The sequence below is a fragment of the Planktothrix sp. FACHB-1365 genome, from assembly GCF_014697575.1.
Classification (GTDB): domain Bacteria; phylum Cyanobacteriota; class Cyanobacteriia; order Cyanobacteriales; family Microcoleaceae; genus Planktothrix.
The window spans coordinates 320,924-335,413 of the sequence record NZ_JACJSC010000001.1 but is presented as its reverse complement, the minus strand read 5'-3'; the positions used below and the strand labels follow the sequence as shown (position 1 = coordinate 335,413).

Below are 14,490 nucleotides of genomic sequence, written 5' to 3'. Positions count from 1 at the left end.
AAAAATCATTACAATTTTTATAAAATATTTTTATAATTTAACATAAAACTGTCAGGGAAATCCTCTGTAGATATACAGTTGGAGTTAGCCTAGAGATTCGCAAACTCATACAAATTTTTTCCACTGCTCTTGGCTCGATACATGGCAGTATCCGCTAACTTAATCAGGGTTTCGAGATCTTGAGTATCCGTTGGATAAAAACTAATCCCTATACTGGTGGTAATGATGAGATGATGTCCTTCTAAGACGGTTTCTTGAGTAATGGTATCGAGGATTTTTTGGGCGACTCTAGCCGCATCGGACTTGCTGGGAATTCCGGGAAGAATAACGGTAAACTCATCTCCTCCTAAGCGGGAGACGGTATCACTTCCCCGTAAACACCCCTTAAGTCGGTTCGCAACGGTTTTGAGCAGTAAGTCTCCAATATGATGTCCTTGATTATCGTTGACATCCTTAAAGTCGTTTAAGTCCAAAAATAACAGGGCGACTAAACGATTTTGACTTTCGGCCCATTCTAAGGATTGGCTTAAGCGTTCATTAAATAAGGTACGGTTGGGAAGTCCTGTGAGGGGGTCATGTTCGGCGGAAACTCGCAATTCAGCATTTGAGCGTTTCAGTTCAGCGGCAATTTGTTTTAAATTGTCTTCTAACAATTTGCGTTCTGTAATATCCCGAATCACCCCCACTAAAAATAAATTTCCCGCCGCATCTCGGTGTAGCGATCGCTTCGTTGCAATATAATGAGTAATACCATGAGCATCGGTTAATTGTTCTTCATTTTCCTGCTCCCAAGTGGTATGAAATGCCAGTTCATCTTGTTGACGGAAGAGTTCTGCTTCATATTTAGGAAAAAGTTCTTCATCACTTTTCTCCATTAATACATTTAAAGGATAACCCACAAATTTACAATAGGCTTGATTCAAGACCAATTTTTCATGATCTTTATTCTTAACAAAAATGGGGTCGGGAATGGTATTAATAATACTTTGTAAAAATTCCGTAGAGCGTTTTAACTGTCCTTGTAAATGAGCAAAATGGGCAATAATCACCCCCGCAGACCCCACTAAAGCCAGATTAGCAGGAATCACAGGAATCCACCAACCCCCTAGAAAAGCGAGGTAAGTAGCTCCCGTTATTCCGATAGTCATTAACATAATTAAACCCACAGAACGACGAGGGGATTGTAATTTCCAACTTAAGGTTGCACCCACCCAAGACCACCCGAAAATCCACAGCCATTCTAACGGTTCAGGCCAGACTTTAATTAACGTTCGACCGTCTAAAACAGAACTAATAATTTGACTCACTAATTGAGCTTGCAATTCTACCCCATAAATGGGTGCGGAGGCTTTAAAAACCCCATCACTATAAGACGTTAATTCAAAATCTTTAATACTAGCCGCCTTAGAACCAATAATTACAATCCGATTTTTAATCACATCAGGAGAGACACGATTTTCTAAAATATCTCGCATGGGAATACTGGGAAAAGTTCCCGATGGCCCTCGGAGGTTGACTAAAAATTGATAACCTCTATCATTAGCTCTGATGTAAGAGCCATCGTTGGGTTTAAACCGATTAAATACCGTATTTTTTAGTTTTAACTCATTAGAGTCTGGAGAATAAGACTCTTCTTTAATGCCCTGATATTTGAGATAAATTAAAGCCAACTTCAATGCAAAACTGGTGTGAGTTTCTCCATCTTCAGTATCACTATATAATAAACCTCTTCGGACTTTTCCATCAGCATCTCGTGCTAAATTATTAAACCCAATTTCTTTTTTATCTTTTAAAATTTCAGGAGGGCGAACTCCATCTTTTCGGTCAGTTTCTAATAATTCAATCCCAATTAAATTAGGAATTGTTTTAAAAGCTTTTTCTAATTCTGCTTGTCCGGGTTCGATGGGTAAATCTCGATAAATATCTAAACCAATAGCTCTGGGTTTAGCTGCATTAACTTTTTCTAAAAGTTGAGCAAGAATGCCATCAGAAGTGGGAAATCCATATTTTTGTAAATCTTGTTCATCAATGCCAATAATAACAATTCGCTCATCAATAGGTTCTAGGGGACGCCAACGAAAATATTGATCAAACAAAGCCCATTCTGAGGGTTGTAATACGCCTAAAAATCGAATTAGAAGCACAACTCCTGCCACACTAGAAGAAGTTGCTAAGACTCGACCTTCATGAGATAACCACCGTTTTAAAGCCGGGATAACTTGACGACGAGAACCCTTAAATCTCTTCAACATCTAATGAAACCATCCTGTTTCTGTATTGTATTAAAGTTAATGCCCATTCACCGTAATTGCAGGGTAATCTATTTACAATTAAAACTAAAATTAAACCGAGGAGTCTGTTAGATGTTGACTTCATTTCTGAATCAACATTAGCCTAACGCCTCCGTCCAAGAAGATGCGATGTAGAAAAGACACAGAACGAATTCGTCCCAAAAGTTCTCAGTGATCAACCGTTATCAATCTTTAAATAGGGATAGGTTTTGAAATCTATCCCTGGTCTGCCAGATCCCGATTAACAACCTACCCAACTCGATGCTTAATCTTGATCAAAACTTAAAGTTTTGTTGTCCCTGATAATTTGATAATTCAGCTAATTTTCTTAAGGGTTGAATTCCGGGGTAAAATTCCCCTTTAATTTCCCACGTTGGGAACCCTTTAATCCCCACTTCTTGGCAAAGTTGGGTTTGAGGATTTTTACCGTTAGCATCACATTCCACATAATTAATGATAGCAAACGCTTCCTTGCCAAACAGTTGCTTTTGATCATAACAGTGGGAACACCAATAGGCACCATACTCCTTCACGCCGATTTGAGTTAAGTGACGAGCTAAGGCAATTTCTGCTGGCCCTGATGTCGTTGTAATGGCTAACCCGACTTGTCCTTGACTGTCATCGCCAGACGCAGGGAGATTGGCAACATTAACACTATTGTATAAACCCAGGGCTACAATTCCTGTAATCATGGCAACCCCCAAACCGGATAACCAAAGCTGACCTACATCCTCCCAGGTCTGGCCAATTAGGGTCAGAACAAATAAACTGACACAGAAAAGGGCTGAAGCAATACAGTAAGGGCAAACCGCTTGAAGTTGAAAAAACAGCAGATACATTAAGTAACTGCTAAAACACACCATTGCGGTGGTGACGAGGAATAGCCCAAACCCAGTCTGAGTTTCCAACTTCTGGCGACGGGATTTTTCAGTGACCGGGTTGATGCTGAGAGGAGCGAGGGCTAGAATCAGAACCGTTGTATAAGCTAAAAGTCCAAATAAAGTTAGGGGTAAACCCAAGACCGTTGCATAAGGACTATTGAGTGCTTCATCACAACCGGAAGTGGGACAAACCGCCGTCCCCCCCATCAGCTTAATTGCGGTTAAATAAATATTTTCGATCACACCCACGATTGCAATAACCGCAATCATCCTGCGTGACCAAAGATGAATCCAAGGAGTAGAACGTCCGCGCATAAATCAGTTATCAGTTGTCAGTCATCAGTAATCAGTGTAAGAGCTAATCCGTAATCGGTAATCAGTCATCAGTAATGAGTTACAGCCATCAGTCATCAGTCAAAAATCAAGACCCATCGGTTGATTAACTTCTAACTGTTAACTTATACAGACGCGCCCAGACACGTCTACCTAGGATCTTACGGATTACTGATGACGGGTGTTGGGCTGTCTTTCGTCCAAGGGGAAGATGAAGCATGGGCTTCTAAACTGCGCCGAGTGGTTTCCACAAACTGACTGACTCGACTGGGATCAATGGGTTGATGAATGCGTCCATGGCGTTTCAGAGAACTGGACACAATCACGCCATCGGCTGCTTGCATTAGGGTTCCCACATTTTCCCAACTTGCACCACTGCCAATAAAAACAGGGGTTCCCATCGCAGCAGCACTAGCGAGTTCTAAGTCTTCTAAACTGGGGGGACTCCCGGTAGACCAACCGGATAGAATCACCCCATCGGCCAAGGCCCGTTCAATGGTTTCTTGGACAGCCGTAGTTAAGTTAGGAGATCCTAAAGGGCGACCATGTTTAACTAAAACATCCGCTAAGATTTTGACATCGCAGCCTAATTCTCGCCGATAGCGTAAAAGTTTATGGGCGTGACCTTCAATAATGCCTTGATCTGTCGCCATGACCCCGTTCAATACATTCACGCGGATAAACTGAGCACCTGCACAGGCTGCAATCGCTAAGGAGCTTTGAGCATCATTCCGCAGGACGTTAATCCCAATGGGCAGCGTTACTAAGTTCATAATTCGCTGCACAATTAAGGTCATGGCACTGACAACGGCCGGGTCAACTTGATCTTTGGCAAAGGGGGCATCAAAAAAATTCTCAACGATAATGCCATTGACCCCGCCTGAAGCGAGAGCCGTTGCCTCCTGTTCAGCCCGGTCAATGACCGTTTTGAGATTCCCTCCCCAACGGGGAGAGGTCGGTAAAGGCAACAGGTGTACAACACCGATGATAGGATTTGGAGTTTTAAAGATTTGATCTAAGTCCACAGATTTACCTATGACCCCCAAAATTTTGCAGCTTTACCTCTATGCAGAGTACAAGCAGAGGATGGTGAGTCTCAAAATGAATAAAGACAGTACATTTTAGAATTTTATCGTTAAAGTGTGGAGGTAGAGGGGTGAAAATTGCCCTAGTTCTGTTGAGCGTTCTGTTTGGGATTTTAATTTTAGTTGAGATCAGTCTACGGATTGGTTTTGGGTTCGGTTCTCCGGTGCTTTACTTGGGAGATACGGAAATCGGTTATTTATTAGCCCCGAATCAACAAACCCGCCGTTATGGCAACCGCATTGAAATTAATCAGTATTCGATGCGAAGTGCCCCGATTACTCCCCTCCCTTCCCCGGAAACCCGGCGAGTTCTACTCTTGGGAGACTCCTTGGTCAATGGGGGATGGTGGACAGACCAATCTCAAACCCTGTCGGCGTTGATTCGCCAACAACTGCAAGCCCGGATGGGAAACCGGGACAATTGGGAAGTTTTGAATATTGCTGCCAATTCCTGGGGGCCACCCAATCAACTCGCCTATTTGCAACGGTTTGGAACCTTTGGGTCAGAGGTGATTGTGTTGTTGCTCAATACCGATGATTTATTTACTCAGCCCCCAAATTCTGGGGTTGTAGGACGCGATCGCAACTATCCCCATACAAAACCTTATTTAGCTTTAATCGAAGTGTTTAACCGCTATTTAAAACGGTCTGAACCTATTCCTCCAGCCCAACAACCTCAACCTTTTGATCCAGTCGCCTATAATTTAGAGAAAATCCAAAAAATTCAAGCGATCGCTACTGAAAATCACGCTAATTTTATATTAGCTATGACACCGTTATTACGAGAAGTTGAAGAACCCGGATCACGGGATTATGAAATTAAAGCGCGTCAACGATTCACCCAATTAACCCAAGATCAAAATTGGATTTATATTGATTTTTTGCCTTTATTTAAAGAAACTGCACAACCCCCAAGTTTGTATCGAGATCATATCCACCTCAGTCCTTCAGGCAATCAATTAGTCAGTGAAATTATCAGTTATCAGTTAACAGTTAACAGTTCTCAGTGAAAAAATCAGTTATTAACTCTTAACTCTTAACTGATGACTGATAACTGATGACTGATAACTGATTCGGTTTCTGCTAAATTCCAAGCTTTACCATCTAAAGCCATTTGTTCAATTAAACTGGCTAAACGTAACGCTTTTAAAGCTTGTTCGCCACCAACGGAAGGTTGATTTCCACCCCGAACACAACTCACAAAATGTTCTAATTCTGCGTGTAGGGGTTCAATATTACTGGTATAAACTTTTTCAATTAATCCATCTTGACGATAGAGAACTTGACCATAATCCGTGATATAATTCGCAGTTGTTTGCCGATGAATTAAAATTTCATTATTGAGAAAATCAGCTTCTGTTAAAGAATTTTTACAATGGGCAACAATAGAACGCAATTTGCGATGGGTAACTTTACTACTAATTAAAGTGGCGACAACGCCATTGGCAAAACCCAGGGTAGCCGTGACATAATCTAAATAGCCAGAGTCGGAAGCGCGGCTGCCACTGGCGGTTAATTTAACAACGGAAGCGTTCACCAAATCCAACATTAAATCAATATCATGAATCATTAAGTCTAACACCACCGAAACATCATTGGCTCGGTTAGAATAGGGACTCATGCGACGCGCTTCTAAGGCTAAAACTTCTTCCGTTTTTAAGACTTTACTGAATTCTTGAAAAGCCGGATTAAACCGTTCAATATGACCCACTTGTAAAATCCGTTGATAATCAGCCGCCGCATTCACTAATAATTCCGCTTCGCTAATACTCGCAGCAATGGGTTTTTCAATCAAAACATGAACCCCTGCTTGTAAACAAGCCATGCCCACAGGATAGTGTAAACGAGTGGGAACCGCAATACACACGGCATCCACCAAAGCCAAAAGATCTCGATAATCTTCAAAAAATCGAACGCGGTACTTGCTTGCAGTATCAAGCCCTCGTTCAACATTAACATCAGCAACTCCAACGAGTTCCACGTCTTTGAGCATACTCAAGACACGGGTATGATGCTGGCCCATATTACCGACCCCAATCACACCAACTCGGATAGGGTCAGGATGATTTCTCCCAGTTATAGCAGTCGAATATCCGACGGGCATCCTATTTTGCACTCCTCGATTCTCTTTCACCCCAGAAATTCTAGCTGAGTAGCTATTCTCTGGATGTAAATCCATCCAGATACTATCACAGCCTTCGGTTTTGTAAAGAAATTTTAAATAGGTGTTTGTTGAGAGGGTTGAAAGAAGAGTCCGTAAGCTGTGACTGTCTTTAGCCATTTCAGGGGTAGAGGGTTGAAATTACACGCTTTGAGCCTAGGGGAAATCAGGCTTTTTCCTGAAAGTGATAAAAAAGAAATAATAACAAGTTTGTTTTTAATGTTTAATTACCCCTATCTCCTTATTCTTTGATACGCTTGAATCATTTGTTGTGCGATCGCATCCCAACTATAATAAGTTAAGGCAGAACTTTGAATCTGTTGTTTAATTTTAGTTTCATATTCGGGATCTTGAGGATTAGAACCTGCTAAAACAAACTGGAATTCTAATCCAGTTGCTAAAACTTTTTCTAATAGTAATTCTAATTCTAAGTAGTCAATCTAATTTAGTGAAGTTTGACTAATTTCTTGCAGAAGTTTATGGATTAAAGGTCGATAAGTAGTATTGTCTAGGTGTTCTAAATACCAAGTTTCATAATCTCCAATTACATTCAGATGTTCTTCGATTTGTCTTGCTTCTTCTAAAAGTACCCATAAGTTATGAGTAGCTCGATTATAAAATCCATCACCTCCACTAGCTTTTAAGCCTTTTAAACCATATTTTTGACAAGCAGGACATTGACACTCTTTGAGTTTATTTTTTTCTTCTTGACTAATTGTTCTCCCTCGCCAGTTGCCTAACTCAGCCACGATGCGATCGCCTGTACCTGGGAGTTGTATTAAGCCTCTGGCGGCACGGTTTCGCCAGCCACTAGAATCAACAGAATTAATCCCTAGTAATGCAGCAATATGTAAAGTTGCTGTTCCTCCAATACCAAAAATATGTAGCTTTTTATCTGCAAATTTTTGTCTAAAGTGAATTAGATTATCTATGATCGTTTTATAAGAAATGGCTTTAGACGCACGCAGCAAATTAGGGACAATTCCCCCTAAAGCAATATAAGGTTTTTCAGATAAAAATTGATGATTAATAATTTCTTCTATATACTGCCCTAAAAAGTTACTAATATGAACTACTGGCACATAATCACCTTCATGATAACGTAAATTCATATCCATTGTTTTCAAAAAACATTGTTCCTGTTCCTCTACAGTCATTTTGGGAATGGGAATAAAATCTTGAGGAATAGGATACCAATCTGGTTTTGCTTCTCTGACAAATTCTGCGTATTCCTGAACAGGCACTTCTTGATTTTTTGTTTATTATTAATTTATCATAACCAGCCTTGAAGAACCATTTTTTATAATTCATAATACTATAACTTAGTAACTAAATGTTGAGATAATATCGATGAATAAATATTGAATAATATAAACCAAATATAATGTTGTCCTCTATTAACCCCTTCTTGATTTAACAACTCATCTTTAAAAAGAATAGCAGCAACTGAAATTAATTGATATTCTAAAGCAGTTAAAGGTGTTCCTCCGAATTCATTAAAAATACCTATATTCCCTCTCTCCCATGCTCTAATCCAAAAATAAATATTTTCTTTCAGTTTAGGTTGATAACTAGGATATTCTTCAAACAAACTGTCTGCCCATTTTTTATATTTACGATATATTCTCTTTTTATCATGATTAGGACAAACAACCGCACTTAAATCTCCGATATGATATTCATATCCATCGCCCCAACGACAAAATTTACTCTTATCTTCTTTCCCTTTGGTTATTCCTTTAATATTATTAGATAAATTATCACTTTTTCCATATTTTTCTGATTTTCCAATATATAAAGGTATAATTAAATTTCCTTTAGTTTTATACATCATATAAATTAAGCCTTCATAAATATCTGTTTTACTATCAAAATCTTTTAGCACTTTTCCAACTTCATCAATTATATAATTTTCCATATTTTCTGATCGTTCCAGAATTAAACGGCAATCTCTACCATATTGTTTAATTTTAACAATATTATTTTCATCAACTTTAAATAAAGGTATTCCTATATTTTGAGAGATATAACGTTCACAGAATTTTTGCCAAACTAAAAATTTTTCTTGCATTAATTTAATATTAAACTATCAACATGATTGTCAATTAATATTCAAAGTTTAAAATATTTTATAATTATATGGTTGACCTTTGCCTTGTGCCAATGCTTGACGGACAACTTCATAAAAATTTATATCTGTGAAGTTAAACTCAATCCCTTTAAATAATACTTTATCAGCCTCTTTGCTAGGACTTATTAATTCCAAACAATCTCGATTTTTTCCGTATAACCACTGATGTAATGTTGATAATTTTCTGCCTAATGTCCCCGTCGCAACTGTTAGATCAACAGAATCCGGTATTATACTAGGATATCCATTAAGTGCGTTCAAATACATTTTGGTAACACAAATCAGTAATTTCTCGTACACTCCCTGGCTTATAATAGCTTCTAATTTTGTAACAACAGATAAATTCAACTCAGAAGCCAAGGCTTTGCTCATCTTTTGATCGTAGTTAGGAATTAGCAAATTACCAGAAATCAATCCAAACTTTGCAGACAATACATAGATATCCAGAAGTGTATCAGGTTGTTGTCTTAAGAAACGCCGTAACAGCCGAAAAGATGGCCCATCATAGCGCTCAATAGCAGGTAAGGGGTCATTGTGCGATCGCTTGGCTTGAGAACAAGATAAAATTAATAAGCGTCTTTTGGACAAAGATTCTTGCTTATTCTTAGCAAACACTGATTCCTGAATCAAAGGATATTGAATAGCTGAGTATTCGTATTGCATCTTTATTTATTCTATTTCAAACTACAACTATCCCACAGCAAAATCGGTAAATTGGCGCTTAAAAGGAGAATGGAAGGCGAGTACAATATCCTGTTTAGGAATACCACGTTCTATCAATTCTTTAGCAATTCCGCCTTCTGTGCCATCATGTTGAATCCAGATTTTTTCGTTCTTAATATCAAGATGTAAAATGCAGCCATAAACACGCCGTTTGTTTGACCAGCCAACATGAACAACTTGATAGTGATCGTTCACTAAGTCAAAAATTGTTTCTGCCTCAACCTCTTCATTACTAGCTTTAATTTTACTATAAGCTTGCAATAATTCCTGAATGATTTGTCGATATTGTTCTACTTTTTCCATAGTACAATCACCTCATCTTCGGGTTCATAAACAATCAGATGGACTTGATAGCGTTGGATCAATAATTGCGGTAATTCTAATGTAAAGAAAGAGTCATAGGTATCAATCGGAATTGCTAGGTATAGAACGCGATCAGGCTGGACTTGCTCTAGGGCAAGTTGGTATTTCAGAAACTGACCTAAAGCTGTATTAAATTCTACTGTGGTAGAAGGTGCTAAAAAGCTTTTGACTTCAACTGCTATTTTTTCTGTTCCTCGTTCAGCAGCCAGAATTTGTTCTGCACCCAAATCGATGTACATTTCAATGCCTCCAAAGCGCAGAAAGAGTGGATCATCAGTAATTGTCCAGCCTTCTTTTTCGAGGGAATGTCTCACTACATCATGGAAAAAGTCTTTTGCCATTACTTTTGCCCTACGCCTTCATCCCTTTACAAATCTCCTCTAGGTGGGTATCTAAAGACACACATTGCTAATAAAAAAATTATAACTCTACTAATGCAAAACAAAGTTTAAGTCAGCATAAAGATTTCTTACACTAATGAATTAATCCTTGATACGCTTGAATCATTTGTTGTGCGATCGCATCCCAACTATAATAAGTTAAGGCATAATTCTGAGCATTTAATCCTCGGCTTTGGCGTTCTTGAGAATTCGTTAATGCGGTTTCAATTAAACTTGAAATCTCATCAATGGTTCCATTCCCGACCCAACCGGCTTCGGCTGCTTCTACATCTTCCCAAATATAAATTCCTTTAGAAATAATCACCGGAGTTCCAACGGCCATCGCCTCTGCTACCGCAATGCCAAAATTTTCATAATAGGACGGTAATACAAATAAATCGGCTATTGTTAATAAGGCGGTTTTGGTTTCTCCCGTTACAAACCCAGAAATTATTGTTTTTTCAGCTAAGGGAGAACTCTGGATCTGTTGTTTAATTTTAGTTTCATATTCGGGATCTTGAGGATTAGAACCTGCTAAAATAAACTGAAAGTCTAATCCAGTTGCTAAAACTTTTTCTAACGCCGGGATTAATATATCTAGTCCTTTCTTGGGTTCAATTCGAGATAAAAATAAAATAATCGGAACATTGGGCTTGATTTTTAAATGGGATAAAATCGCTTCTGGTGTTTTTGTTAATTCGGGTAATGTTACTCCTAATGGAATGATTAAATCGTTGGTTTTGACTCCAAAGCGTTCAGAGATTCTGGCTTCTTCGTGACTGGTAAAATGGATGGCAGACGCTCCCGCAATATTAGGACGTTCTAACAACGCTGCATAGAGTTTTTTTAACTGTTTTTTCTTGTTTAAATCGGCGGGATCAAGGGTTCCTAATGGTCGTAAAATATAAGGTAATTTTTGAGAACGAGCGACGGTTGCGGCTGCTGAACTAACGGGAGAAAATAAGGCATGAATATGGGCTAAATCATATTCGGAAGCGTGTGTTTTTAACCAGGTTAATAAATCTAAAGAAAATTTATACCGACGAAAGGGAGAACAGGGAAAATAGCGAACTTGATAACCATTTTCATTGACGGGTTGATCTAAGGGAACATCTAAGGGTGCTTGACCGCTATCTCCGTTTACATTTGTAGTTAAAACGGTGACATCAACTCCCAGTTTAGCTAATGCAGCAGAAAGACCCCGTACCATTTGACTAGGGCCACCATAAACTAAAGAAATTGAAGGAATAATTTGTAAAATCTTCATTGGTGGGTTTGGGTTGAGGGTGGGTTTGGGGTGCGTGCTCGTTGATGGAGCACCCTACATTTTAACTCTATTAATGTTTAGGATTTTTTGTGGGTTTGGGGGTTTTTGGTGCGTGCGCTTGGGCGGGAAAACCCCGCCCCTACGGTTAACTGGTGATGGCGATCGCATCGGGAATTTCTTTTTCGACTCGTCGTAACCGAGGCATCCGATAGGCGATGAGGGCTGCTACAATATTGAGAATGCCAATTAACATAAATAATAACCCAATTCCTCGTCCTGTTCCCACTCCGATAATTTTGCCAATACTATCGGCTAAAAGTCCATCGGGTTTCATCATCGGTTCTAAAACTCGATCTGCTAAAGGCCCCACACTGATATGAGATAAAATTAACAGCGATCGCTCGACAACACTTTGTAATGAAAAGATGCGTCCCTGTAAATCAAAGGGAACTTTTGATTGCCAAATGGTGTGATTACTACTGACAATAAAAGGACGAGCAAATAAATAACCAAACCCTCCAATTCCTGCCAAGATAACGGAAGGTTTAAACCCACCTAAACACAGGCATAAACCCTGTAAACCCACTAACCATAAAATTGCTTTCATGCGGTTTTTGGGGCCACCCCAAACACTAACAGCAATGCTTCCGAAAAGCATTCCACAACCGCTAATGGAGAGAATTAATCCTAAATCTTTACTGGTGGCAAAACTTAATACTAACGGCCAGAATAGAATAGCAAGCATTCCTTCTGTAAAGTAAGTGATTGCAAAAAAGCTTAATAATTTTCTTAACCCCGGACGGATTAAAATATAATTCCAAGCGGAACGAGTTTCTTTCCAAAGTTGTTTAAAGTTTAAGGGTTTTCGTTGAGAACTTGAATGCTCTACTTTGGGAAAACGCACTAATAAGAGAATTATGAAGCCAAAAATAAAGGTTCCTGAATCAATGATTAAAATTGAACCGATGCCAATAGTTCCAACTAAAATTCCGGCAATTGTTGGCCCAGAAATTTTGGCGATCGCCCTAGAAACTTGAACCATACCATTAGCTCGACTCAACTTATTCATGGGAACAAGTTGCGGAATTGAAGCCATATAAGCGGGCCATTGGAACGCACCACAAATGGAACTAACGGACACAGCAACGTAAATATGCCAAACTTCTAAACGCTGGGAAAACACTAACCCCATCAAAATTAATGTTCCGATGACCGAAATAATATCGTTGAGGATCATCGCCCCTCGACGACTAAAACGGTCTACTACCGCCCCTGCTAGGGGGGAAATTAACAGGTTTGGGAGATGAATAAAAACGGAAATTAGGGCAAACTGGGTAATGGAACCTGTGGTTTGATAAACCCAAACCCCCAAGGCAAATTCCGTTAAGCTGGAACCAAATAGAGAAACAATTTGTCCCAACCAAACCAGTAAAAAAGTTGGCATACGCTGTTTGTCCCGCAGTTTCATCTGTTATAGCTTGCTTATATTAAGTATTGTAAACACAGTTTGTCAATCTGTATCTAACTTGTGGCTTGTTCATTCTGGTATATTGGAATCAAATCAGCTAGGTTTTAATTAAAGTGATCTATTTAAAAGAAGATATTTGATTAGCTTCATTAACTTTCTGTTCCCAAATCTCGACTAAATTTTTAACAACTCGATCCCAACAATAATTCCCGACGGATTTTAATCCTTGCTGTCCCATTGTTTTTCTTAATATCGGATCATCAATTAATTGTTTTAATTTTTGAGTAAAATCTTCTATATCTTGAGGTGTATAGATTAATCCATTTTCTCCGTCTTGAACATTCTCAACCAACCCTCCAGCACGGGGAACTAATACGGGAATACCAGAAGCAAATGCTTCTAATACGGTTAACCCTCTGGATTCTCGCTCGGATGTAGTAATATGAATATCACTATTAGCATAAACAGCCGGAACCTGATCATAGGGAACTCGACCGAGGAAGTAAACATGGCGGGTATATTTTCTGAAACCATTAATAATTTCATCTTTCATTTGACCATCGCCAACAATAATAAAACCGACTTTTTCTAAATCGATTTTTTCTGCTAGTTTTGATATAGTTTTTAACGTAAAATTCCACCCTTTATCCGGCGTTAACCGACCCACAAAAATTAATTTAACTAAACCATCTAATTCAGGTAAATTATAATATGTTTTAAAAAAATGTTCTTCTTTTAAATTCGGATCAAATCGCCCCGCATCAAAGCCCGCTAAATTGGCATAAACCGCATTTTTAATTCCCATTTGTGGAGTAATTTGATAGGTAATTTTGCTAGTAAATAAAGTGATATCATAACTATTATAAATCCAAGCAAAAATCCGTCTAACAACTTCTCGGATTATTTCAACGGCAAATTTAGGTAAGGGAATATAATCTTCTGCGTAGGATAGAAACCAAGTTCTAAAAAAGGCAATACAAGGAATATTCGCTTTTCTCGCATAAGCGATTCCAGCCCGTCTAAAAAATCCAAAAAATAGCCGTTCAGGTTCATCAACATGAATAATATCCGGCTGAAATTGTTCTAATTCTTTTAAAACAATCGAATAGGATTGAATCGAAGGATTTCGCTCAAAATCGATTCCTAAAAACGATGTACTGGGTATATTACAAACCCGAACACCGGGTAAAATATTTCCTGTATAGTCTCTCCAATTGGGGTAAATGGTTTCCAAGGTGCTATAGTCAGGACAGAAAAATAAGACTTCATGTCCCCACTGACTTAACCGTTGTAGTCGCATCATGGCGCTGACCGTAACGCCATCAATAACCGGAAGAAAACCAGAGGAAATAATTGCAATTTTCATTTAAACTTTACCTTTATAGTAGTGAGTCCTTTAGGACTCCT

General features: G+C 38.8%; 13 protein-coding genes. 1 reads left to right on the top strand and 12 read right to left on the bottom strand.

The genetic code is table 11. The features are described from left to right. Positions 1–89: 89 nt before the first annotated feature. From H6G57_RS01500 to btpA, 3 genes are all read right to left on the bottom strand, one after another. Positions 90–2,252 carry a CHASE2 domain-containing protein gene (locus tag H6G57_RS01500; RefSeq protein WP_190515442.1) on the bottom strand — a complete coding sequence of 721 codons (2,163 nt, stop codon included), beginning with the start codon at positions 2,250–2,252 and terminating at the stop codon, positions 90–92. A gap of 314 nt (positions 2,253–2,566) precedes the next feature. Further along, the gene (locus tag H6G57_RS01495) at positions 2,567–3,487 is read right to left on the bottom strand and encodes a vitamin K epoxide reductase family protein (protein WP_190515440.1); all 921 of its coding nucleotides are present in this window, start codon (positions 3,485–3,487) and stop codon (positions 2,567–2,569) included. A 179-nt stretch (positions 3,488–3,666) separates the two neighbouring features. Next, positions 3,667–4,530 (bottom strand): photosystem I biogenesis protein BtpA, encoded by an 864-nt coding sequence (gene btpA, locus H6G57_RS01490; RefSeq protein ID WP_190515438.1) that lies wholly within the window; start codon positions 4,528–4,530, stop codon positions 3,667–3,669. 131 nt (positions 4,531–4,661) lie between these two features. On the opposite strand from btpA, the gene H6G57_RS01485 reads away from it, so the two are divergent. Beyond that, positions 4,662–5,600: an SGNH/GDSL hydrolase family protein gene (locus H6G57_RS01485; protein WP_190515436.1), complete on the top strand. Its 939-nt coding sequence runs from the start codon at positions 4,662–4,664 to the stop codon at positions 5,598–5,600. A 26-nt stretch (positions 5,601–5,626) separates the two neighbouring features. Here H6G57_RS01485 and H6G57_RS01480 read toward each other — a convergent pair whose 3' ends face one another. From H6G57_RS01480 to H6G57_RS01440, 9 genes are all read right to left on the bottom strand, one after another. Further along, positions 5,627–6,694, bottom strand: coding sequence for a Gfo/Idh/MocA family protein (locus tag H6G57_RS01480; RefSeq protein WP_190516276.1), 1,068 nt, complete (start codon positions 6,692–6,694; stop codon positions 5,627–5,629). A gap of 497 nt (positions 6,695–7,191) precedes the next feature. Next, a complete protein-coding gene (locus tag H6G57_RS01475; RefSeq protein WP_190515434.1) occupies positions 7,192–7,995 on the bottom strand; it encodes a hypothetical protein in 804 nt (267 codons plus the stop codon). A gap of 71 nt (positions 7,996–8,066) precedes the next feature. Further along, entirely contained in the window at positions 8,067–8,822 is a 756-nt protein-coding gene (locus H6G57_RS01470) for a hypothetical protein (protein WP_190515432.1), read from the bottom strand. Positions 8,823–8,870: 48 nt separating this feature from the next. After that, positions 8,871–9,545, bottom strand: a complete 675-nt coding sequence (locus H6G57_RS01465; protein WP_190515431.1) for a DUF6884 domain-containing protein — start codon at positions 9,543–9,545, stop codon at positions 8,871–8,873. 27 nt (positions 9,546–9,572) lie between these two features. Further along, positions 9,573–9,908 carry a XisI protein gene (locus tag H6G57_RS01460; RefSeq protein ID WP_190515429.1) on the bottom strand — a complete coding sequence of 112 codons (336 nt, stop codon included), beginning with the start codon at positions 9,906–9,908 and terminating at the stop codon, positions 9,573–9,575. Further along, positions 9,896–10,309, bottom strand: a complete 414-nt coding sequence (locus H6G57_RS01455) for a XisH family protein (protein WP_190515427.1) — start codon at positions 10,307–10,309, stop codon at positions 9,896–9,898. The genes H6G57_RS01460 and H6G57_RS01455 overlap by 13 nt, the downstream gene beginning before the upstream one ends. 133 nt (positions 10,310–10,442) lie before the next feature. Beyond that, positions 10,443–11,615 (bottom strand): hormogonium polysaccharide biosynthesis glycosyltransferase HpsP, encoded by a 1,173-nt coding sequence (gene hpsP / locus H6G57_RS01450; RefSeq protein WP_190515425.1) that lies wholly within the window; start codon positions 11,613–11,615, stop codon positions 10,443–10,445. 145 nt (positions 11,616–11,760) lie between these two features. After that, positions 11,761–13,059 (bottom strand): MFS transporter, encoded by a 1,299-nt coding sequence (locus H6G57_RS01445; RefSeq protein WP_190515423.1) that lies wholly within the window; start codon positions 13,057–13,059, stop codon positions 11,761–11,763. 142 nt (positions 13,060–13,201) lie between these two features. After that, positions 13,202–14,449, bottom strand: a complete 1,248-nt coding sequence (locus H6G57_RS01440; RefSeq protein ID WP_190515422.1) for a glycosyltransferase — start codon at positions 14,447–14,449, stop codon at positions 13,202–13,204. Positions 14,450–14,490: the final 41 nt, after the last annotated feature.